Raw genomic sequence first — 21,227 nt, forward strand, 5'->3', positions numbered from 1 at the left:
TCCCTAATGCGGGATACTCAACAGAAAAAGGCCGCCGCAGCGATAAGCTGCGACGGCCGGAATTTCGTCTTCGACAGCGAAGAAACGCTGAGGCTTAGCCTTTGAGCGTAGCAGCGACTTCTGCGGCGAAGTCTTCTTCTTCGACTTCGATGCCTTCGCCGAGCTGGAAGCGGACATAGTCAGTCAGTTTGACCGAGCCGCCATTGTCCTTGCCGAACTTGGCAACAGTGTCTTCGACCGAAGTCTTGTTGTCCATCACGAACATCTGGCTGAGCAGGGCGTTCTCTTTCGCGAACTTCTTGATAGCGCCTTCGACCATTTTTTCCTGCACGTTTTCAGGCTTGCCGCTTTCGGCTGCCTTTTCCTGTGCAACAGCACGCTCACGCTCGATCAGAGCAGCGTCAAGGCCGTCTGCATCGAGAGCCTGCGGAAACATCGAAGCGATGTGCATCGCCAGCTGCTTGCCGAATGGCTCAAGCACGTCCGCACCAAGATCGCTTTCGAGAGCAACCAGAACGCCGATTTTGCCGAGGCCTTCAGCCGCTGCGTTGTGCATGTAGGAAACAACCGAGCCGCTGCCGACCGAGACGGTCTTCATACGGCGGATTTGCTGGTTCTCACCAATCGTCGCAACGTTGTCAGTCAGCTTGTCAGCAACGGTTCCGCCCTCTGGGTAGTCCGCTTCCTTGAGCGCTTCGACATCATCGCTGCCCAATGTGAGAGCAACCGAAGTGGTGTGGCGCACGAAGTCTTGAAACTTGTCGTTTTTCGCAACGAAGTCCGTTTCCGAGTTCACTTCAACGGCAACGCCTTTGGTGCCTTCAACGGCAACACCGACGAGACCTTCAGCAGCAGTGCGGCTGGATTTCTTTTGCGCGGTGGCGAGGCCCTTGGCGCGCAAGCCGTCGATAGCAGCTTCAATATCGCCGCCAGCTTCGACCAGTGCCTTCTTCGCATCCATCATACCCGCGCCGGTTTTTTCGCGCAGTTTCTTCACATCGGCGATAGAAAAATCAGCCATTATGAATTCCTTCAAATAGTAGTGAGGGCGCCGGGGCCCTATTGGGGGATACCCGGCGCGCTAGAGAATGATTGTGACACGCGATTTACGCATGTCTTGAAGTTCAGTCCGTAGACTTAAGCTTCAGCAGGTGGCTCAGCCATCGCGCCAACATCTTGGCCCGAATCCGCAACCGCTCCGCCTTTACCAGCCATCGCAGCATCGCGAATCGCATCGCAATACATACGGACGGCACGGCTTGCATCGTCATTGCCTGGAACAGGGAACGCGATGCCGGTCGGATCGGTGTTGGTGTCGAGAACTGCGATCACGGGAATACCCAGAACCGCCGCTTCTTTAATGGCGAGGTCTTCTTTGTTCGCGTCGATCACGAACATCACGTCCGGAACGCCGCCCATGTCACGGATACCGCCAAGCGACAGTTCAAGCTTGTCACGCTCACGCGTCAGCTGGAGAACTTCTTTCTTGGTGAGACCGCTTGTTTCGCCCGAAAGCTGCTCTTCAAGCGTTTTCAGGCGCTTGATCGAACCGCTGATGGTTTTCCAGTTGGTGAGCATACCACCGAGCCAACGGTGGTTGACGAAGTGCTGGCCCGATGCGCGAGCAGCTTCAGCAATCGGCTCTTGCGCCTGACGCTTGGTACCAACGAACAGAACTTTGCCGCCCGAGCGAACGGTGGATTCAACGAAGTCGAGCGCACGCGCGAAAAGCGGAACAGTCTGCGACAGGTCGATGATGTGAACACCGTTGCGGTTGCCGAAGATGTACGGCTTCATCCGCGGGTTCCAGCGGTGGGTCTGGTGGCCGAAGTGTGCGCCGGCCTCAATCAATTGCTGCATTGTGACGGTAGTGGCCGCCATAGGTAATTCCCTTCCGGTTTGTCCTCTGGAAAGCATGGAACCGCTGGCGGAGATCCCGCTGCGGCACCGGTATGATGCGCTTTCCATGTGAATTTCACCGCGCCTGAAACCCGATGATTCGGGCGACCATTGCGGCGATGCGAGGGCACTTAGCCCCCTTCCTCCACAAAATCTAGTGCATTTCCGCCATTTGGAACACAAGTGGAACAAAAGTGCTTGACTGATGAGAACACTTATAGAACAAACGAGGCAGAACAAAGATCGAACGAAGGAATTACCCGATGCTTGCGACCACACTTACAATCTTGTTTTCGGTAGTCGCCATAGCCACTGCGATCACATTGGTGGATTGCTGGCTGCGGGCCCGTTCGGCCTATTCTGCGCTCAAACGCCAAAGCGATTTGGTGAAAGCTGGGTTTGTACCTCAGGTGGAAGCGCACTTCGTCCGGTTGCGTCCGGCAGCGCCGCGTCCGCTGGGCACTACGCGTCCGTTTGCACGTCGCCTGCCGCGTCAGTCGGATGGTCCAGTTCGTGTGCTCGGCGCCGCTTGATCGAACCGTATTTGATCAAAGCGTAAGGCATCAGCAGCAAATAGCCGGCGCTGATTACCGTTAGCGACCACCATGGCTCCTGAATGAGGGCTGCGAAGCCCAAACCGGTAAAGGCAATCAGTCCCAGACGAATGCCTCTGCGCGGACGGATCGCCATCCAGCTAAGCGTGGCCATGTTTGAAATAAGCAAAATCGCGATCAGGCTTAGCCATACAGCAAGCAGGATTGGGTCGCGAAACGCCTCTATGTCGGTCGCCATCCAAAGATAGAACGGCATGAAGGCTAGCCCCGCCCCCACTGGCGCAGGAACGCCTGTCAAAAATCCCGCTGATTTATGTGGCTGTTCATCAACATCGATCTGCGCGTTAAACCGCGCCAGTCGCAATGCGCAGCAAATCGCAAATGCAAGAGCCGCAAACCAGCCGAAGCGGTCAAGGTCTTGAAGCGACCACATATAAAGGATGATTGCGGGCGCCATGCCGAATGACAGCGAATCCGCCAGACTGTCCAATTCTGCACCAAACCGTGATTGTGCATTCAGCAGCCGAGCGATGCGGCCATCGATCCCATCGAGAATGCCGGCAAGAAGAACCGCAAGTATAGCGTAAGCCCATTGCTCTTCGATAGCGAAGCGTATGCCGGTTAAGCCCGAACACAGCGCGGCCGCGGTGATCGCGTTGGGCAACATCGCGCGCAGGCTCAAACCTCGTACATCGCCTGGAGCAACCGCACCCTCATCCTCGGCCGCTTTGGGACCAACACGAGGCGCAGCCAAGCGCGCGGGTTTGCGAAAACTGGGTTTCTTCAATGCACGCTCTTTGCAATCAGGATCACTGCGCAATCCCTTCGAGCAGGCCCGTCTGCGAACCAACTTCTGCTAAAATCGTCTCACCCGCGATACAGCGCTGCCCAAGCAGAACTTTGGGCTCCATGCCCGCCGGAAGATACACGTCCACTCGGCTACCAAACCGGATAAGGCCTACTCGCTGCCCAACGGCGACGGTATCGCCCGGTTTCACCGAGGGGATGATACGCCGCGCGACGAGCCCTGCAATCTGCGTAAAACCAACAGCCAAGCCATCAGTCCGCTCGATCAGAATATGCTGACGTTCGTTTTCCTCGCTCGCTTTGTCGAGGTCGGCATTCATGAACTTACCCGGAATATAAACCAACCGGCGCACCGTCCCAGCAATTGGTGCGCGGTTTATGTGAACATCGAAGACGCTCATAAAAATGGAGACGCGCGTCACTGGCCCATCGGGAAGACCGCGAAATCCCGAGCCATCATCGATCTTCAGCTCTTCGGGCGGTTCCATCTGAGTGATGAGCGAGACAATACCATCGGCAGGCGCGATAATCGCGTTGTCTGCTTGCGGCACCACCCGTTCGGGATCGCGAAAGAATGCAAATACTCCAGCTGAGAGAAGCAACATCGGCCAACCGATGATTTCCCAGTCGAATATCAGCAAGGGCACCAAGCTGATTGCAACCGCAATCACGCCATATTTGCGCCCTTCAGGATGGATCGCAGGCCAGCTCCATCCAGCTTCACCGCGCCCTTGGTTATCGAGAATTTCGCCTGTCATAAGCTGGCATTTAGGGGCTGAACCGCTCCCCGGCAAGCAAGGTCGCACGGCTTTATCACTTAACTGGGCACATCGCAGTTCGGCCCAACGTCCGTTTTTGGGCTCCGCTTCGGCAGACGATGCACACTCCTCGCCTTCACCACTTAGTAAGATATTTACCTTAATTCCCGGCTCCGAAATGGACACTTCCGCGAACATCCCTTCGGATAGCAATTCCGCGCAGAAACTCGCTGCGCGCTTGCTTGGTGAGATGCCGATCTATGTCATCGGTGTCGCAATCATGGCCCTTTGCATCGGGCTTCTACTTTCGCACGGGGTCTCCCCTAGCGTTAGCGGTGTCATTGAAAATGCCCGTATTTTCGGATTGTTTGTGCTGATCCTGGTAGCATTCGACGCAGCCTGGCAGCTTAACCGGAACCGCCCGAAAAGCCCGACCGCGTTTCTAAGAGAGCGTTACACTGCAAGGCCTCTGTGGCACGTCATTTCTTGCGGCCTTCCCATGATGGCAATCGCAATTGTCGTGCTGCCATTCTTCTCAAAAATGAAGTCCGCCATCCCGCTGTTCAATGACTATACGTGGGACCAGACATTCATCGAATGGGATCAGGCAATTTTTTTCGGATATGATGCTTGGGAAGTAATGCAACCGGTCCTCGGCTTTCCGATTATCACAGCCTTCCTCGCCTTCCTTTATCACATCTGGTTCTTGCTGCTCTATCCAGGCGTCATGTTCTTTGCGTTCTACAAGAACATGGACAGCCAACTGCGCCGCCAGTTTTTCCTCACTTACATGCTCAGCTGGTCACTGATTGGCGGAGCCATGGCGACATGGCTCGCTTCGGTCGGCCCCGTTTTCCTCGAACCGATGCTGGGCAATGGCCATTTCAATCCGCAAATGGACTATCTCAATGCCGCGAATGAACAGATCCCGATCATGACGCTGCGTGTGCAGGGTCTGCTGCTTGAATGGCATGGAGCTTCATCGAGCGGCCTTGGCAGCGGCATCACTGCGATGCCCAGCATGCATTGCGCCATCGCTTTCATCTATTGGCTGGCAGTGCGCCAAATCCATAGTGGCTGGGGCAAGTTCTTCGGCGCGTTCTTCATCATCACATGGATCAGCAGCGTCCACCTCGCCTACCACTATGCAGTAGACGGGCTGGTTTCGCTGATCGCCGTGATCGGCATCTGGTGGGCATCAGGCCGCATCATCGCAGCATGGGACGCTCTTGTTACCCGTCAGGCGACCTTGCGCACAAACACCGTGCCGGCCGAATAGCCCGCACCAAAGCTGCAGATTAGGCCGGTGTCGCCGCCGGCAAGATCGTCGCTGTTCAGGTGGAACGCGATAATCGAGCCTGCGCTCGACGTGTTGCCGTATGTGTCGAGCACAGTCGGGCTTTCATCGTCGTTGGCTTCGTGGCCCAAAACACGTTGAGCGATCAGCCGGTTCATTCCTGCATTTGCCTGATGCAACCAGAGGCGGCGCAAAGTAGCCGGATCCATCTGAAGCTTCTCAGCTTCGTCGATGATCATCTGGGCGACCATCGGGACCACTTCCTTGAACACCTTACGGCCTTCTTGAACGAAGAGCTTATCCGCCCCGTCCGCATTTTCGGGCGCAGCACGGTTCAAGAATCCAAAGTTATTGCGAATATTGTTGGAGAAAACAGTCTTCAGCTTGGTGCTGAGGATGTCCCAGTGTTTCTCCGGCGCGATAGCCGCATCCTCGACCAGGACAGCAGTCGCCACATCACCAAAGATAAAGTGGCTGTCGCGGTCGCGCCAGTTCAGGTGACCAGATGTGATTTCTGGGCTGACGACAAGGACGCTCTTAGCATTGCCTGCACGAACATAGTCTGCGGCGGTTTGGATGCCGAATGTCGCGGAAGAGCACGCAACGTTCATATCGAAACCAAATCCGTCGATACCCAATGCCTGCTGAATTTCGATCGCCATCGCTGGATATGGCCGCTCCATATTGGAAGCCGCGCACAAGACCGCGTCAACGTCGCTTGCATCACGGCCAGCGCGTTCCAGTGCCTGCTTGGCAGCGATCACGCCGATCTCGGCCATCATAGACAGCTCATCATTGGTGCGCTCTTCCCAACGCGGGCTCATGGTTTCCGGGTTCAGCACCGGCTCTTTCGACATGACGTGCCGCGCCTTGATACCACTCGCCTTTTCGATGAATTCAACCGACGAATGGCTCAGCTCTTCGGCATCACCTGCAGCAATTGCATCTGCGTTCTGTTCATTGTGGCGGTCCACAAAAGAGTTGAAGCTAGCGACTAGCTCTTCGTTGGTGATCGACTCGCTCGGCGTAAAAAGCCCGGTGGATGAGATGACAGGTCGATGGGTAAGCTGCATGCTGCCTAAGCCTTTATGTAACTGGGATGCGCGCAATAGGCCTCAGACCAACCGCTATCAAGAGCACGCGACTTGTCTTCGCACATCAGAAATTCGGCGAAACTGCTCTATTGGGAGAAAGCGGCGGTGGTGGACAGGATAGGATTCGAACCTATGTACGCTTGCGCGGGCAGATTTACAGTCTGCTGCCTTTAACCACTCGGCCACCTGTCCACACCATGCCATGCAGGATTTAATCGCTGCTTTGCCGGGAGTTGCGCATCAACAAAAATTGCTATGCGCAGCCGAGAGGCGCCCCTTTGGCGAAGCGGCGCTTGCCTGTCAATGGGGCTGCTGGCAGGGGAGCCATATGAAATGCATTTGCAGGAGCAATTATGACCAAGGGTGACCGCAAACGTGCGCTAAGAGGGCGCGCTGGTCGGATGAAGGGCGGACGCGGTTCTGGCAAAGGAACTTCGGGCCATGTCCGCCTATGGGGGCGGCATCCAGTTGAGGCCGCGCTCAAGAATCCCATCCGTCAGCATCGCAAGTTATGGGCAACGCGCGAAGCCATCGAAACTCTTGACGGCGAATTGCCTGACGACTTCCCCGTGGAATATGCCGAGGTCGCAGACCTCGGACGTCTGGTTGCAAAAGACGCCCCGCATCAAGGCCTCGTGCTCGAATGCGAGCCACTGGACGGCGTTTTCCTCGATGATGTTGCAAACGGCGACAAGGCGCGGCCAGTGGTGGTTCTCGACCAAGTGACTGACCCGCACAATGTCGGCGCAATTCTGCGATCCGCCGCAGCGTTCAACGCGGCCTGCATCCTGACTCAAGACCGCCATGCCCCGCCGGAAAGCGGAGTGCTGGCGAAATCAGCGTCGGGCGCGCTTGAGACAGTTCCGTGGATCCGCGTCGTCAATCTCGCCCGAGCGCTCGATGAGCTTGCAGAGGCCGGATATTGGCGCATCGGAATGACCGGTGAGGCAGAGGCTACGCTTGCAGAGGCAATGCCGGAAGGACCGGTTGCCATCGTCCTGGGCGCAGAAGGCGAAGGTATGCGCCACAATATCGAGCAACATTGCGATGCATTGGCCAAACTGCCGATCTCTTCGTCAATCGAAAGCCTCAATGTCTCAAACGCAGCGGCGATCTCGCTTTATGCCGTGGCAACCAGATCGTAACGTCTCTGCTGGAGGATAACTCGCATGACAAAACCAACTTCGATCCGAATGGGCGCAGCAAGTCTGCTCGCCGGACTATCACTCCTGCTATCAGGTTGTTTCATAACACCCGGAAAATTCACTTCCGAGCTTGTTTTGACAGACGCGAATGAGTTCTCTTTCACCTATGAAGGCGAAGTCTTTTTCCTAGGTCTGTCACAACTTGCGAAAATGGCGGCTGCTGAAGACGCGAAATTCGAAGCAGAATGCTACGATGAAGACACCGGTGAAGACCGCGAATGCACTCAAATCGAAATTGATGATCAACGGGCAAATTGGGAAGTCGACGCACAAGCGCGAGCAGCCAAAGCTCAGCGCGAAAGCGATCAAATGGCCGCGATCATGGGCGATATTGATCCGACCGACCCGGAAGCTGCCGAATCGCTTCGCCAAATGCTACTCCGTCAAAAGGGCTGGAACCGTGTCGAGGACAAAGGCAATGGCGTCTTCGATGTGAGCTATTCGGTCAATGGCACGCTTGGCCATGACTTCATGTTCCCAATTATTGAAGGCATGCCGCCATCCAACCCGTTTGTTCAGATCATTGTACGTGATGACAATGTGGTTCGAGTGAATGCGCCTGGCTTCGCCGCTCAGAATGACGAGAATCCAATGGGTGCAATGATGGGCGGCATGGGCGGTATGGCCGGCCTTGCTGCTATGGGCGCCGACGGTGAAAGCGCTGGCCAAGCGATGCCTGACATTCCCAAGATCGAGGGCACCTTCACTATTCTCACGGAGGGACAAATGAGTATCCGCGCCAACAACACCGATGAAGGCTCGTCACCTACGTCTGACGGAGAAAAGCTCGCTTGGGACATTTCGCCCCGTACGAAAGCAGCGCCCACTGCACTCATTGCTATCGGCCAATAAGTCAGACCGGTCTCAACAAACAAAGCCCCGCCAGACATATCGTCTGGCGGGGCTTTGTTTTGAAGATCACGCCTCAGCGTTCCTTACGCTAAAGCTCAACGCCGTTCTTAGTTGACGGCGTCTTTTAAGCCCTTGCCCGCTTTGAATTTCGGCTGGTTTGATGCCTTGATGGTCATTGGTTCGCCTGTGCGCGGGTTGCGACCTGTCGAAGCCTTACGACGCGCTACCGAGAATGTTCCAAACCCGACCAGTCGCACTTCATCGCCATTCGACAAAGCTTTTGTGATCGCATCAAACACACCTTCAACGGCGCCTGCTGCGTCGTTCTTAGAAAGGCCGCTTGATTCTGCGACTGTACCGATCAGATCATTCTTGTTCATCTTGGGAACCCCCTCGTCTTCAAAAATTCGTGTCGTTAAATTGAGCGCTTCGGCGATGGCGAGAGCACGCCGACGCTAAGTCTCAGAGATTGAGCCCGTTTCAGGAGGCTGTCAAAGGCAAATATCGCAGAAAACTACGGATTTTACATTCGAACTGGCGACACCTCGCCTGCAAAGGCGCGCGCAATCGCTATTCCCTCCCAGCAACACATGCTGCTTGTGATGAGCTGGTGCGACCCGGCTGCGATTCGCTGCATGCTGAGGGTTCTCTAGCTGATCAATGTGCGGTTGGCACGTCCGAACCGCTCGAGCCGCCCGATCCGGAAGATTGAGCGCCGGGTTGCGAGGCCAGATCATCCGCTTCGGTCCACTCAATCGGTTCGGGCACATCTGTCAAAGCATGCTCCAAAACCGCGTCGACATGGCAGACCGGAATAATCTCCAGGCCTTCCTTCACATTGTCCGGAATCTCCGCGAGATCCTTCACATTTTCTTCGGGGATCAACACCGTGGTGATACCGCCGCGCAGCGCCGCGAGCAGTTTTTCCTTAAGTCCGCCAATCGGAAGGACGCGGCCGCGCAACGTGACTTCCCCGGTCATCGCAACGTCAGGGCGAACTGGTGTCCCTGTGAGCGTGGAGACGATCGACGTGACCATTCCGATCCCTGCGCTGGGGCCGTCTTTTGGTACAGCGCCTTCGGGCAAGTGGATGTGCACATTTTTCCGCTGGAAGAGAGACGGTTTGATCCCGTAAGCGGGCGCGCGCGCTTTCACGAAGCTGAAGGCCGCGGCGACAGATTCGTTCATCACCTCGCCGAGCTTACCTGTCGTTTTCACCTCGCCTTTGCCGGGCGTGGTCACACTTTCGATGGTGAGCAGTTCCCCACCAACGGATGTCCAAGCAAGCCCCGTGACAGCGCCAACCTGCGCCTCATCTTCGCTCATTCCATGTTTGAATTTGCGAACACCTGCAAAGTCACCGAGATTGTCAGGAGTGATAACAATGCTGCTCGCTTCCTTCTCAAGGATTTTGCGCAAACTCTTCCGCGCCAGACGCGCAATCTCGCGCTCGAGAGTCCGCACACCGGCTTCGCGTGTGTAATAGCGGATAAGGTCGCGCAGACCTTCATCGGTCAGCTCAAACTCTTCCGGCTTAAGCCCGTGCTGCTCAACCTGCTTGTCGATCAGGTGCCGCTTGGCGATCTCAACCTTTTCGTCCTCCGTGTAACCCTCAAGACGGATGATCTCCATCCGGTCCAGCAGCGGCTGAGGTAGATCGAGGCTGTTTGCAGTGGTCACAAACATGATGTCCGAAAGGTTCAGATCGAGCTCAAGATAGTGATCCTGAAACTTGTCGTTTTGCTCCGGATCGAGCACTTCGAGCAATGCCGATGCCGGATCGCCGCGGAAATCCTGACCGAGCTTGTCGATCTCATCGAGCAGGAACAACGGATTGCTGGTCCCCGCCTTCTTCAGATTGTTGACGATCTTACCCGGCATGGAGCCGATGTAAGTCCGGCGATGGCCCCGGATTTCCGCTTCATCGCGCACACCGCCGAGTGACTGGCGCACAAATTCGCGCCCAGTCGCCTTGGCAATGCTCTTACCGAGCGAGGTCTTACCCACACCGGGCGGGCCGACGAGACACAGGATCGGTCCCTTCAGTTTGTTCGTGCGCGCCTGAACGGCAAGATATTCGATGATGCGATCTTTGACCTTTTCCAGACCGTAATGATCAGCATCAAGGATTTCCTGAGCCTTGCCGATGTCTTTCTTGACCTTGGATTTCTTGCCCCATGGCAAGCCAAGCAGGATGTCGAGATAATTGCGCACAACTGTCGCCTCAGCGCTCATTGGCTGCATGCCTTTGAGCTTCTTCAGTTCCGCACCGGCTTTCGTCTTTGCTTCTTTGGAAAGCTTGGTCTTCTCAATCTTTTCGGCCAGTTCAGCGATCTCGTCGCCTTCCTCACCGTCGCTGCCGCCAAGCTCGCTCTGAATCGCCTTAAGCTGCTCGTTGAGGTAGTATTCGCGCTGGGTCTTTTCCATCTGACGCTTCACACGCCCGCGGATTTTGCGCTCCACCTGAAGTACAGAAAGCTCGCCTTCCATGAAGGCCATCACCAGCTCCAGCCGCTTCAACGGATTCGCTTCGGTCAGCAGGGATTGCTTGTCCGAAACCTTCGCGTTGATCGCAGCCGCGATCATGTCACCCAGCTGGCCAGCATCATCGACATCGCCAAGCTCGACTGTCGTATCATCGCCCATTTTTTTGTTGAGCTTGGAATACTCCGCGAACTGCTCGGAAACTTGCCGCATCAATGCGGTCACTTCGCTGCCAGCGACAGTCTCTGGCTCAAGGATATCGACCTCGGCCAAGACATAGTCGCCCTCAGCCCGCAATCCCGCCAATTTCGCCCGGTGCGTGCCTTCTACCATGACACGAACAGTGCCATCGGGCAGTTTCAGCATCTGGAGCACCTGCGCCACGACACCAACATCGTATAGATCATCGCCCTCCGGATCGTCGCATCCGGGATCAAGCTGTGCGAGCAAGAAGATATCCTTGCTGGCCTCCATCGCTGCTTCAAGCGCGGCAACCGACTTATCGCGTCCAACAAACAGTGGGACGACCATGCCGGGAAACACCACGATGTCGCGGAGCGGGAGGATCGGAAAGTGTTGTGTCATTGATTCAAGTCCATGGCCGCCATTGGGGCGCGCCTTTGTGGTGAATATGGGTAGCCCATTCGCTCCCCGCAATGCCTACTTTAAGGAAGCTGTGGAGTGACACAAACGGACGGTTAACCCGGTTGTGATAGACAGCCGACCGCGCACAAGTTGGAGGATGCAGTGCACTATTTCATCTGGATTATCGGTGGCTTTGCCTTGTTGGGCCTGTCCGGGTTGATCGAAGGATACGGAGATCTCGGCGCAGGTCCAGAAGACCGGCTGCCGTTCTACTTCACCGCTTTGGCCATATTGGTCGGTGCAGGTTTTTGCTTTTTTAAGGGGTGGCGAGGCGCAGCGGCAGAATTCCCATGGGCTAAGAACAAAGAAACATCGCAATCAACCGAAGCGGTGCCTGCAACGCGGAAAACTGACAGCGACGGAACTGAGACTGAAACCGAATTTGATGTCGATGCCGCGTTTGAGCGATACATGAAAAGTCGCCCCAGTGACGTGAGCGCAACGGCAAAGCACCAACCGGCTCAAAGAAATGGTCCGGCGGCGCGCTCAGGCTTCGGTCGCAAGGGCGTCTAGCAATATCGATTAAACCGGATGCCCGTCATGCCGGCGCGGATCAAATGTGTAGAAACAGCTGAACGTGTACCGCAGGCCTGATGTGATCGCCTCAACCCCGTGCCGATAACTGTTGGTAGAGGGGAAGTAGGCAAGCATCCGCGGCTTGATTTCCGGTTTCAGCTTACGATCCGGAAAATGGATACCGCCGCCTTCATATCCATCGTTCAGATAGATAATCGAGGCGAAGGCGCGCCATGGAGTGCCATTGGGTCTTCCATCTGGCTCTTCGCAATCGGCATGTGGTTTTTGATTGTCACCCGGCCTCCAACGAACAAGCTGCAGCGTATCGGCATAAACCGGATCGTCGATCTCATAGTCCGCCTTGATATGCGCAACCGTCCTTTTGCGGATTTTCTCCATCAATTTCAGGATGTTCGGCGACATAGAACGCGGGTTGATCATCCGGCCATGCCATACATCGCTTTCAGGCAGATACGTTTCCCAAGGGGCATTGAAATCGCTTGCATAGTCGTAAAGAGTTGCCCGCTCTTCTTCGGTGATGAAGTCGGGGACGAGGCCGATGGGCTTACCATTCAGAGTTCGGGCATGCCGCACTTCATCCGCAGATTTGGGCCTCGGTGCCGACTGGACATTGATCTGTCCCGGAACATTGCTCGCCATTCCAGGCAAAACTGTGGGCCGTGCGAGGTTACCGACAAGGCCGGGCAATCCGCCACCCATGTTCGGGTTGAATTTCTTGCCAGTCATCGCGCCCCGTCTCGTTCAGATTATCCCATGCCCGGAAGGTTAAACCCCGGTGGCAGTCCCATCCCGCCTTGCATCTCTTTCATCTGATCAGCTGACACTCGATCAGCCTTGTCGCGTGCGTCATTGAATGCTGCCGTCACGAGGTCTTCGACCATGTGCTTCTCTTCGAGCTTCATCAGGCTGTCATCAATGTTGACGCCCAAAATGCGGCCCTTTGCCGTAGCCCGCACTTTCACTAGACCGCCGCCAGCGGCACCTTCGACTTCGATATTGTCGAGTTTGACCTGCATGTCGCTCATTTGGGACTGGATCGTTTCAGCAGCTTTCTGTGCCGCCTGCATCATTTCTTCCATCGATTTCATAGGGGGTACTCCATCAATTCCATTTGCTGCCCGCAGCGCGAGCGATTTTGCCATTTGATCCGTCCGCCTCTAAAAGCTTGGCGTCTGGGAATGCCTCCAATGTGGCTTTCACCAGCGGATCAGACAAGATGCGGTTTCGCGCGGCGCTCGCTTCGGCTTGTTCTAACTCACGTAATGTCGGCTGCGCATCGCCCGTGCCTTTTTCGACCAACCACCGACGTTGCTTGATCTGGAACAAGGCGTCGCGAATTTCCGGTCCGGGATCGTCCGGAAAGTTATCCGCTTGTTCGTAAATCAACTTATCGGGGCCAAGTTCGATCACGCGCACCCGGCTGCGCATCAATTCTGCGACGTGCATTTTGCCCGAACGATCAACTTCATCGACCAATGCCGCCCAATCAAGCGCTCCACTGGATGCTGATGTCGAAGACGCATCTGGGGCACTTCCATCGGCGGAAACCGCTGCGGGAGCTGGTCCGTTTTGCGCGATTTCTTCAATCCGCTTTGCCAGTTTCCCGGGGTCCGGCATTTCCGCGGCATGGAGAACGCGCAACAACGCCATCTGAAGCGAGACCAGCGGATCCGGCGCCTGCCTGACCTCTTCATGCCCTTTCAGCATCAGTTGCCAAAGGCGGTGAAGTTCGCCTGCGCCCAATTTCGCTGCAAACTCGCCCAATGCGGCGCGCTCTTCTTCGCTAGGGGCGTCCGCTTCTGCGCCTGATACCTGAGCGACTGTGATCTTGTGGACGATGTCCATCAGGGCGCGCATCAAGGCAAGGGGTTCGACGCCTAAAGAATATTGCTCATCAATCGCGGCAAGCAAAGCCTTTGCATCGCCTTCGAGCAGATGCGAGAGCAAGTGCCGCTGCGCGCTCTTATCCGCTAGGCCGAGCATATCTTGGACCCGGTCAGCAGTGACCTTGCTGTCCTCATCAAGATCGGCATGCGCGATCGCCTGATCCAAGATCGAAAGACCATCGCGCACTGAGCCTTCGGCAGAGGCTGCGATAATCCGCAGCGCCTCGTCTTCGGCCTCAACGCCTTCAAGCGCGCAGACCTTTCCGAAATGCGAAGCCAGCAAGTCAGACGGAATGCGCCGCAAATCGAAACGCTGAGTCCGGCTCAGAACAGTGACCGGTAGCTTTTCGACTTCGGTCGTCGCGAAAAGGAACTTCACATGGGCAGGAGGCTCTTCAAGCGTCTTAAGCAACGCATTGAATGCATTGCGCGAAAGCATGTGAACCTCATCGATGATGTATATCTTATAGCGCGCCGAAACCGCCGCATAACGGACCTGCTCAATAATATCGCGAACATCATCAACGCCGGTATGCGAGGCAGCATCCATCTCGATAACATCAATGTGGCGGCCCTCGGCGATCGCGGTGCACGGCTCACATTGTCCGCATGGATCGATTGTCGGACCGCCCTCGCCGTCTAAGCCAACACAGTTGAGAGCTTTGGCAATGAGGCGCGCGGTTGAGGTTTTACCAACCCCGCGAACGCCAGTCATCAAAAACGCATGAGCCAGCCTGTCACGCTCGATCGCGTTGGCCAGCGTTCGCACCATCGGCTCTTGCCCGATAAGCTCAGAGAATGTTTGCGGCCGATATTTGCGCGCAAGCACACGGTAAGGCTGACTTGTGTCAGTCTCTGTCGCTTTAGGTGCCTCTTGAGGCGGAGCCGCTTCGGGCGCTTTTTCCGCCGCTGGTTCGGCTTTTGCAGGCTCCTCTGGAGCTGGTGCGGGATCACCAAACATTGAGTTCTGCCCGGCAGCCTCCAATTCGGCGGCAGTGGGCGTATTCTCTTCGCCGTTCTCGGTCAGATCTGGATCGGAATCAGTCACACGAACAGGCTAGGCGCTTGCGCGCCATTTGTCATTCGCATGATTGGGGAAAAATAAAGGAGCCGAGCGACCCGTCGCAATTCACCTGGGCTGCTTCCTTCCGGACCTGACCCGGTGAGCGAACGCAAACGTCCACCCGACTCCCGAACGCGCATATGGCGAGCTTTCATTGAGATTTCAACACCGGAAATGCCGGCACAGATCGCAATGCGCTCACTTGAAATTATCGGCGTAGGCCTGAAGCTTAAGCGACTTTGGCGGCGTAGCGTGAACGCGCGCGGTTATACCGTATTTTTCGGCATAGACTTTCGCAGCGTCTTTAGTTGGGAAATTCAGCTTCACCTGAGCCTGCGTATCGCCGCTTCCGGTCCAACCCATCAGAGGATCCGGTCTACGTGCCTCGCTTTGCTCAAACTCAAGCACCCAAGTGTCTGTCTTGGCTTTGCCCGATTGCATCGCGCTTTTCGGTTGTTGGTAGATTCTTGCGGTCATGGGTATCCAGTAATGCAAACCTAGCTTCGATTGAAGGCGTTTTTCGTCTTGAGGCTCGGCTTTTCCACCCATGGCTGATCGGGCCAGCGATGTTTGGGGTATCTGCCCTTCATATCCTTCGCGACATCGGACCAGCTCCCGCGCCAAAAGCCCGGCAAATCCCGCGTCGATTGAATTGGCCGTCCTGCAGGACTGGTTAGCTTGAGCAAAAGCGGCGTGCTGCCGATCATCGGATGACGGTCTAGACCAAACAATGCCTGCACGCGGACCTCTATGCTCGGCGCATCGTCGCTGGCGTAGTCGACAGCATGGCTTGTCTGCGCTGGCGAAATGAATTTCTGCGGGGCGCGTTCGTCCAAAGCCTGCCTTGTGTCCCAATCCAACACCCCCAGCGCTGCTTCGGCGAACTGGTGCGCAGGAAGATTGAGGTCGCGGCGCCCTTCCAATAGAGGCGCAAGCCAAAGTTGAGCGCTATCAAGCAGCGCATCTTCGCTAAGCACACCGATGCCAGCGAAACACGCTCTAGCCAGAAATCCCTCGGGCAATAACGTCACCAGATCGTCGAGAGCTTTTTCAACAAGAATACTGACGACCTGCGCCGCGTCTGGTTCGGGATCAGGGCCGCTCGAAATGGTGATCGCACCAAGCCGCTTCTCCAATCGCGTCTCAACCCGCTTTTCTTTTTCGTTCCAGCGTATTGTCGAGTGCTTTTCGATTCGATTCCGAAGCACAGTCTCAACTTCATGCGTGCTCATTTCAACCGCCGACGTGATCCGAGCTCCCTTAGCTTGACCTTGAGCATCGGCGATCACGATCCATTCCGCTCTTGAAAGGGGTGACGCCGGGTCAAGTTGGAATCCTCTTCCGCCAGCTGTCAGCCATTGCTCGCCGCTCGCATCACGGCGTCTTGCAACGAAATCCGGTTTCGCCATTGCGACATGTAGCCCTGGATTTGAGAGTGGTTCTGCTTCCTTTTCCGCCAGAGATTGTGCGTGCTTGCTCCAGCGTTGCGCAAGGTTACGCGCGGCATCGGCCCGCTTGCCACGTTCACTCTTCCAGCGAGAGGCGCGTTGCAACAAATCTTCGCCGCGTCCGCCCAGCCCTCTCTCCTGCAGTAGCACTATGAGCTCCGCCACTTCGTGCGCTTCACCACTGCGTGCGCCAAACAGGACCGCCGCAGCCGACACTGGATCGAGCGGAAGCCGCGCGATTTTCTCGCCCCAAGCTGTGATGCGGTTATTGGTATCGAGCGCTCCCATTGCGCGCAGACTGGCGTATCCAGTTTCTATTGAGGCGCTTGGCGGAGAATCCAGCCAAGCGAGCGAGACCGGGTCGACCGCACCCCACTTCGCGAGCTTGAGCAGGAGCGGCGCCAAATCTGCAGTTTCGATCTCGGGTGGAGAGAACTCCGGCCTCCCGCCATGCCCGCCCTCTTCCCAAAGACGATAGGCAATGCCCGGACCTTGACGAGCGGCGCGCCCTGCACGCTGGGTTGCAGCGGCCTGACTCGCTCTGTGGGTCACAAGATGGGTGGTGCCAGCCGCCCGATCAAACTCGGCATGGCGCGCGAGACCGCTGTCGACGACAATAGATACGCCGTCCAGTGTCAATGAGGTCTCCGCAATGGCTGTTGCTAGGACAATCCGCCTCCGTCCATCTGGATCGCGCTTTATCGCAAGACGCTGTTCACGTGGCTCCACCTGCCCATGCAGAGGCAAAATTGGTGCTTCTGGAAGGCGCGTCTCCAGTCTCTCGCGAACTCGCTCGATTTCGCGAACGCCGGGAAGAAATGCGAGTATGTCTCCATCTTGATCACGCCAAGCAGTCATGACTCCACTTACGATCTGCTCCTCGACAGATTGCGAGGGATTGCTGCCAAGCCATTTGATTTCTAAAGGAAAGCTGCGCCCTTCGCTTTCGATGACTGGTGCCTCATCGCCAAGCAGCTGCGCGAAACGTGTGCCATCGATCGTCGCCGACATGACAAGCACGCGCAGATCTTCACGCAAAACGCTGCGCGTTTCCAATGCAAGCGCCAGTCCAAGGTCGCTGTCCAAATGCCGCTCATGCGCTTCGTCAAACAGAAGCGCGGATACGCCAGGCAATTCCGGATCATCAACGAGCTTGTTCACCAAAATGGCTTCGGTCATCACGACAATGCGGGTTGTACCGGACACTTTCGTATCCAGCCGCGTCATATAGCCGACGGTTTCCCCCGGCTTTTCGCCAAGCATTTCGGCCATTCTTTCAGCGGCAGCACGCGCCGCAACGCGTCTGGGCGATGTAATAATGATCTGACCTTCGCACCAATTTTCACTGATCAAGGCAGGCGCGACTGCAGTCGTCTTGCCTGCCCCAGGCGGGGCAATCAAGACAGCGGCCCCGCGCTTAGAAAGCGCGGCGCATATCTCCGGTAATACGGCGTGAATGGGAAGCAAGCGGGACACCGCCCCGCTTAATAGCCCCGCGCTACAGCAAACTGCGCGGCTTCGCCCATCGCAGCACGCGCTTTGCTCTCGGGGAAGATCGAAATCGCATCAATTGCGCGTTGCGCGAAATGGCGCGCTTTCTCGCGCGTGTCTTCGACCGCATTATGGCTGTCGATCAAGGTGATCGCATGTGCGAGGTCGGCGTCCGAAGTGCGGTGGCCCGAAATTGCCGCCTTCCAGAATTTGCGCTCTTCGTCGTCACCGCGAGCATGCGCGAGTATGACCGGCAAAGTCATCTTGCCTTCGCGGAAGTCATCACCCTGATCCTTGCCCATTTCGGCGGCTTCAGAATCGTAATCGATCGCGTCATCAACCAGTTGGAATGCAACGCCAAGATTGCGCCCATATTCCTCGAGTGCTCGCTCTTGCTCTTCGCTGCATTCCGCAACGACGGCGCTAATCTGGCTTGCTGCAGCAAAAAGTGCTGCGGTTTTCGCACCAATGATATGCAAATATTGCTCTTCGCTGGTCGATATCTGGCGCTGGGCGGAAAGCTGCGAAACTTCCCCTTCTGCGATCACAGCACTCGCATGGCTCAATATCTTCAATACCTTGAGAGAGCCATCCTCGGTCATCAACTCGAATGCGCGGCTAAACAGAAAGTCACCGACCAAGACCGTAGCGGGATTGCCAAAGATGATGTTTGCCGCCGCTTTGCCGCGTCGCAGCTCGCTTCCATCGACTACATCATCATGCAGAAGTGTTGCCGTGTGGATGAATTCGACAGCAGCTGCCAGCTTGTGATGGCGCGTACCCTGATACCCAACCAGTTCTGCACCGGCGAGTGTGAGCATGGGGCGAAGCCGTTTGCCACCGCCTGAGATCAAATGACCTGCAAGTCTTGGAATAAGCGGGATTTCGCTCTGCATCCGGTCAAGAATTACGGAGTTCACCGAGTTCATGCCGTTGGCAGTCAATGACAGCATCGGGTCCAGCGTCGGATGCTTGCGAGGAAGAGGGACGACTTCTGCGCTCATAAAAAGGCGCTTTGGGGCAGCGCCTTGTGCTTGGCAAGCGCAGATTTGCTGTTAGCTTTGCAAGCGATGTCCGATGAAACGCACCAGCCGCCTGCCGACGATCCGCAATTGGCGATCTTCCGCAAGAGCATCGATAATATCGATGCCGCAATCATTCATATGCTCGCGGAGCGCTTTCGCATCACGCAAGCTGTGGGTGAGTATAAAGCAAGGGCGACACTCCCGCCGGCCGATCCTTCGCGCGAAAAACGACAGATTGAGCGGTTAAGGAAGCTATCCGAAGCCGCCGACCTCGACCCCGAGTTCAGCGAAAAGTTCCTGCGCTTCATTATCGAAGAGGTCATTCGCCACCACGAAAAGGCCCGCGAAGTATGACGTATTTTCTAATCGTCGACTGATTCTGGAGCAGGCGCGGGTATCCCATGATTTTCCGGAAGCGCGGGAGAATCGGGTGGGATGGGTGTTCCATTTTCTAGCGACTCGAACACATCTTCCCGAGATCTGAGTGCTTCACGCCGTTCACGAAAAAGCCTTCGCTCGGCGCGAGTTAACCGCACCAGATTGCCGTTTTCATCCCGCATATATTCGGACGCCGGATATGGCCGGTCGTTATTCCCGCACTTAGGGTCGTTTTGTTTGCTGGCATCGCATTCCGGCCCGACTGGTCCGTTGTCAGTTTCCAATGCGCCGTACGGATTGTTGAAGACCGTCCGTGAGGAATCGAAATTGGACCCTGCACATCCCGACAACGCCAGAACAAAGAGTCCAGCCAGTGCTACCCTGCATCGCATATCCAGTCCCCAAACAACTGATCGGTCCGCGAACCTCTGCCAGCACGCTTTAACTGCCTATGAATGGTGCTCTATGCCCTCGGCAGGCGAAGCTCCACCAGCAACCCACCAAGGTCCTCGCTCTCGCTAAGCGTAACTCCGCCGCCGTAAATTTCGGCAACATCGCGCACAATAGCCAGGCCGAGGCCTGTACCGGGTTTACCCGTGTCCAGCCGTGCACCGCGATCAAAAATGCGGGCGCGTTCTTCCTCAGGAATCCCGGTGCCGTCATCCTCGACCCAGATTATGCATTCCGCGTTATCCGGCTGTGTATCGATAGTAACGAAAACACTCCCGCCGCCATATTTCGCCGCGTTCTCGATCAGATTGCCGAGGATCTCATCCAAATCCTGCCGCTCAATGGCGACCATCGTGTCTTTCTTGCCCGCAATGTCCAACCGTCCGCTTGGGTAGAGTCGCTCGACTGCGCGGCGCACGGCTTCGGCGCTGGCGCGAATATCCGTTCGCGCATGACCGACAGCCCGGCGTCCGACCGCCCTCGCCCGCGCAAGGTGGTGGTCGACGTGCCGCTGCATTGTGCGCGTTTCGCGGAACACCGCTTCGTTGAGGTCTGGCGATCGCGCGGTGGCCGCGTTAGTGAGAACCGTAAGCGGCGTCTTCAGCGCGTGCGCTAGATTGCCAGCGTGCGTGCGCGCCTCTTCGGCCTGCTTCTCCGAATGTTCGAGCAACCCGTTGAGCTCCTCCACAAGTGGTTGCACTTCTGTGGGCAAAGGCTCTGTAATCCGGTTTTCTCCGCTCGTCCTAAGGCGGGAAATTGCGGCACGAACACGGCGTAATGGCTGCAGTCCATACCGAATTTGCAAAAGCGCCATCGCAATCAAGCCAAGGCCGAGGACCAGAAAACTCCAGATCAATATCGCCCGCACTTGCTGGATTTGAGCGTCCATTTCTTCGGTCGCGCTTGCAACTGCAAAGGTCCAACGTGTTTCGCTACCAGGAAGAATAATCGTCCGCTCAGCGATCCTCAGCGGCTCACCAGCAAATTGATCTGAATCATAAAAATGCGCATCATTGTCGAAATGATCGCCCCTCACCTCGATTGTTCGATCCCATAGGCTGCGTGATGGCCATGGTTCGGTTTCGCCGCCGCTGATCTGCCAATAAAAGCCGCTGTTAGGCTCCAGAAACCGTTGGTCTCCCAAGCTGCGGTAGAAATAAACATCGCCGAACGGATCGATTTCCGCCGATGCGATCATCGCGGTCAGAACATATTCGAGCTGTTCGTCGAAATTGCTGCGAACCTGACTGGCTAACGTCCGGTCAAGAGCCACACCACCAAGCAGCAACAGCATAGTAATCCAGCCAGCCGCGATAAGCCCCATCCGGCGGGCAAGGCTGCCGCGACGGGGTTT

General features: G+C 56.3%; 19 protein-coding genes, 1 tRNA gene and 1 other RNA gene. 5 read left to right on the forward strand and 16 right to left on the reverse strand.

From position 1 onward, the window contains the following. Positions 1–94 precede the first annotated feature (94 nt). The 4 genes from tsf to MWU39_RS08535 all read right to left on the reverse strand — a co-directional run bounded on the left by tsf (position 95) and on the right by MWU39_RS08535 (position 4,018). Complete coding sequence (gene tsf / locus MWU39_RS08520) at positions 95–1,021, reverse strand: translation elongation factor Ts (RefSeq protein ID WP_247159570.1); 927 nt, start codon at positions 1,019–1,021, stop codon at positions 95–97. Positions 1,022–1,137: 116 nt separating this feature from the next. Further along, complete coding sequence (rpsB, locus tag MWU39_RS08525) at positions 1,138–1,881, reverse strand: 30S ribosomal protein S2 (protein ID WP_247159571.1); 744 nt, start codon at positions 1,879–1,881, stop codon at positions 1,138–1,140. 480 nt (positions 1,882–2,361) lie between these two features. Beyond that, the gene (locus tag MWU39_RS08530) at positions 2,362–3,135 is read right to left on the reverse strand and encodes a phosphatidylcholine/phosphatidylserine synthase (protein WP_247160347.1); all 774 of its coding nucleotides are present in this window, start codon (positions 3,133–3,135) and stop codon (positions 2,362–2,364) included. Positions 3,136–3,262: 127 nt separating this feature from the next. Further along, a complete protein-coding gene (locus MWU39_RS08535) occupies positions 3,263–4,018 on the reverse strand; it encodes a phosphatidylserine decarboxylase (RefSeq protein ID WP_247159572.1) in 756 nt (251 codons plus the stop codon). Positions 4,019–4,196: 178 nt separating this feature from the next. On the opposite strand from MWU39_RS08535, the gene MWU39_RS08540 reads away from it, so the two are divergent. Further along, on the forward strand, positions 4,197–5,297 hold the full coding sequence (locus MWU39_RS08540) for a phosphatase PAP2 family protein (protein ID WP_247159573.1): 1,101 nt from the start codon (positions 4,197–4,199) through the stop codon (positions 5,295–5,297). Here MWU39_RS08540 and MWU39_RS08545 read toward each other — a convergent pair. Together MWU39_RS08545 and MWU39_RS08550 are read right to left on the reverse strand one after the other, a co-directional pair. Then, positions 5,258–6,388 carry a beta-ketoacyl-ACP synthase III gene (locus tag MWU39_RS08545; RefSeq protein WP_247159574.1) on the reverse strand — a complete coding sequence of 377 codons (1,131 nt, stop codon included), beginning with the start codon at positions 6,386–6,388 and terminating at the stop codon, positions 5,258–5,260. The two genes, MWU39_RS08540 and MWU39_RS08545, sit on opposite strands and share 40 nt — an antisense overlap. A 127-nt stretch (positions 6,389–6,515) precedes the next feature. Next, positions 6,516–6,601, reverse strand: a tRNA-Tyr gene (locus MWU39_RS08550). Positions 6,602–6,762: 161 nt separating this feature from the next. Here MWU39_RS08550 and rlmB point away from each other — a divergent pair. Both rlmB and MWU39_RS08560 read left to right on the forward strand, forming a co-directional pair. Continuing rightward, positions 6,763–7,554 carry a 23S rRNA (guanosine(2251)-2'-O)-methyltransferase RlmB gene (gene rlmB / locus MWU39_RS08555; protein WP_247159575.1) on the forward strand — a complete coding sequence of 264 codons (792 nt, stop codon included), beginning with the start codon at positions 6,763–6,765 and terminating at the stop codon, positions 7,552–7,554. Positions 7,555–7,578: 24 nt separating this feature from the next. Then, positions 7,579–8,466 (forward strand): hypothetical protein, encoded by an 888-nt coding sequence (locus MWU39_RS08560; RefSeq protein WP_247159576.1) that lies wholly within the window; start codon positions 7,579–7,581, stop codon positions 8,464–8,466. A 107-nt stretch (positions 8,467–8,573) separates the two neighbouring features. On the opposite strand, the gene MWU39_RS08565 is transcribed toward MWU39_RS08560, so the two are convergent. Continuing rightward, positions 8,574–8,846: an HU family DNA-binding protein gene (locus MWU39_RS08565; protein WP_247159577.1), complete on the reverse strand. Its 273-nt coding sequence runs from the start codon at positions 8,844–8,846 to the stop codon at positions 8,574–8,576. A gap of 277 nt (positions 8,847–9,123) precedes the next feature. Beyond that, complete coding sequence (gene lon, locus MWU39_RS08570; protein WP_247159578.1) at positions 9,124–11,535, reverse strand: endopeptidase La; 2,412 nt, start codon at positions 11,533–11,535, stop codon at positions 9,124–9,126. A 162-nt stretch (positions 11,536–11,697) separates the two neighbouring features. On the opposite strand from lon, the gene MWU39_RS08575 reads away from it, so the two are divergent. Then, a complete protein-coding gene (locus tag MWU39_RS08575) occupies positions 11,698–12,108 on the forward strand; it encodes a hypothetical protein (RefSeq protein WP_247159579.1) in 411 nt (136 codons plus the stop codon). A gap of 9 nt (positions 12,109–12,117) precedes the next feature. On the opposite strand, the gene MWU39_RS08580 is transcribed toward MWU39_RS08575, so the two are convergent. The 7 genes from MWU39_RS08580 to MWU39_RS08610 form a co-directional block, all read right to left on the reverse strand. Continuing rightward, positions 12,118–12,858: a 2OG-Fe(II) oxygenase gene (locus MWU39_RS08580; RefSeq protein WP_247159580.1), complete on the reverse strand. Its 741-nt coding sequence runs from the start codon at positions 12,856–12,858 to the stop codon at positions 12,118–12,120. Positions 12,859–12,878: 20 nt separating this feature from the next. Next, positions 12,879–13,220, reverse strand: coding sequence for a YbaB/EbfC family nucleoid-associated protein (locus MWU39_RS08585; protein WP_247159581.1), 342 nt, complete (start codon positions 13,218–13,220; stop codon positions 12,879–12,881). Positions 13,221–13,233: 13 nt separating this feature from the next. Further along, entirely contained in the window at positions 13,234–15,066 is a 1,833-nt protein-coding gene (locus tag MWU39_RS08590) for a DNA polymerase III subunit gamma/tau (RefSeq protein WP_247159582.1), read from the reverse strand. 52 nt (positions 15,067–15,118) lie between these two features. Next, positions 15,119–15,213, reverse strand: an RNA gene (ffs, locus tag MWU39_RS08595) — signal recognition particle sRNA small type. A 66-nt stretch (positions 15,214–15,279) separates the two neighbouring features. Next, the gene (locus MWU39_RS08600; protein WP_247159583.1) at positions 15,280–15,558 is read right to left on the reverse strand and encodes an ETC complex I subunit; all 279 of its coding nucleotides are present in this window, start codon (positions 15,556–15,558) and stop codon (positions 15,280–15,282) included. Between the two features lie 20 nt (positions 15,559–15,578). Then, positions 15,579–18,005, reverse strand: a complete 2,427-nt coding sequence (hrpB, locus tag MWU39_RS08605) for an ATP-dependent helicase HrpB (protein WP_247159584.1) — start codon at positions 18,003–18,005, stop codon at positions 15,579–15,581. 8 nt (positions 18,006–18,013) lie between these two features. Further along, positions 18,014–19,024: a polyprenyl synthetase family protein gene (locus MWU39_RS08610; RefSeq protein WP_247159585.1), complete on the reverse strand. Its 1,011-nt coding sequence runs from the start codon at positions 19,022–19,024 to the stop codon at positions 18,014–18,016. Between the two features lie 66 nt (positions 19,025–19,090). On the opposite strand from MWU39_RS08610, the gene MWU39_RS08615 reads away from it, so the two are divergent. Further along, on the forward strand, positions 19,091–19,399 hold the full coding sequence (locus MWU39_RS08615) for a chorismate mutase (protein WP_247159586.1): 309 nt from the start codon (positions 19,091–19,093) through the stop codon (positions 19,397–19,399). Between the two features lie 487 nt (positions 19,400–19,886). Here the strand turns inward: MWU39_RS08615 and MWU39_RS08620 are convergent, their stop codons facing one another. Continuing rightward, positions 19,887–21,197, reverse strand: coding sequence for a HAMP domain-containing sensor histidine kinase (locus MWU39_RS08620; protein ID WP_247160348.1), 1,311 nt, complete (start codon positions 21,195–21,197; stop codon positions 19,887–19,889). Positions 21,198–21,227 lie beyond the last annotated feature (30 nt).

Origin of the sequence: Erythrobacter sp. F6033 (assembly GCF_023016005.1) — a bacterium.
Taxonomy (GTDB): domain Bacteria; phylum Pseudomonadota; class Alphaproteobacteria; order Sphingomonadales; family Sphingomonadaceae; genus Erythrobacter.

What these genes read in the sequence shown, in the direction of transcription:
- tsf (WP_247159570.1), bottom strand. Translation starts at nt 1,021, where the DNA reads ATGGCTGATTTTTCTATCGCCGATGTGAAGAAACTGCGCGAAAAAACC.
- MWU39_RS08620 (WP_247160348.1), bottom strand. Translation starts at nt 21,197, where the DNA reads ATGGGGCTTATCGCGGCTGGCTGGATTACTATGCTGTTGCTGCTTGGT.
- rpsB (WP_247159571.1), bottom strand. Translation starts at nt 1,881, where the DNA reads ATGGCGGCCACTACCGTCACAATGCAGCAATTGATTGAGGCCGGCGCA.
- MWU39_RS08565 (WP_247159577.1), bottom strand. Translation starts at nt 8,846, where the DNA reads ATGAACAAGAATGATCTGATCGGTACAGTCGCAGAATCAAGCGGCCTT.
- MWU39_RS08580 (WP_247159580.1), bottom strand. Translation starts at nt 12,858, where the DNA reads ATGACTGGCAAGAAATTCAACCCGAACATGGGTGGCGGATTGCCCGGC.
- lon (WP_247159578.1), bottom strand. Translation starts at nt 11,535, where the DNA reads ATGACACAACACTTTCCGATCCTCCCGCTCCGCGACATCGTGGTGTTT.
- MWU39_RS08600 (WP_247159583.1), bottom strand. Translation starts at nt 15,558, where the DNA reads ATGACCGCAAGAATCTACCAACAACCGAAAAGCGCGATGCAATCGGGC.
- MWU39_RS08615 (WP_247159586.1), top strand. Translation starts at nt 19,091, where the DNA reads ATGTCCGATGAAACGCACCAGCCGCCTGCCGACGATCCGCAATTGGCG.
- MWU39_RS08610 (WP_247159585.1), bottom strand. Translation starts at nt 19,024, where the DNA reads ATGAGCGCAGAAGTCGTCCCTCTTCCTCGCAAGCATCCGACGCTGGAC.
- MWU39_RS08585 (WP_247159581.1), bottom strand. Translation starts at nt 13,220, where the DNA reads ATGAAATCGATGGAAGAAATGATGCAGGCGGCACAGAAAGCTGCTGAA.
- rlmB (WP_247159575.1), top strand. Translation starts at nt 6,763, where the DNA reads ATGACCAAGGGTGACCGCAAACGTGCGCTAAGAGGGCGCGCTGGTCGG.
- MWU39_RS08545 (WP_247159574.1), bottom strand. Translation starts at nt 6,388, where the DNA reads ATGCAGCTTACCCATCGACCTGTCATCTCATCCACCGGGCTTTTTACG.
- MWU39_RS08560 (WP_247159576.1), top strand. Translation starts at nt 7,579, where the DNA reads ATGACAAAACCAACTTCGATCCGAATGGGCGCAGCAAGTCTGCTCGCC.
- MWU39_RS08540 (WP_247159573.1), top strand. Translation starts at nt 4,197, where the DNA reads ATGGACACTTCCGCGAACATCCCTTCGGATAGCAATTCCGCGCAGAAA.
- MWU39_RS08535 (WP_247159572.1), bottom strand. Translation starts at nt 4,018, where the DNA reads ATGACAGGCGAAATTCTCGATAACCAAGGGCGCGGTGAAGCTGGATGG.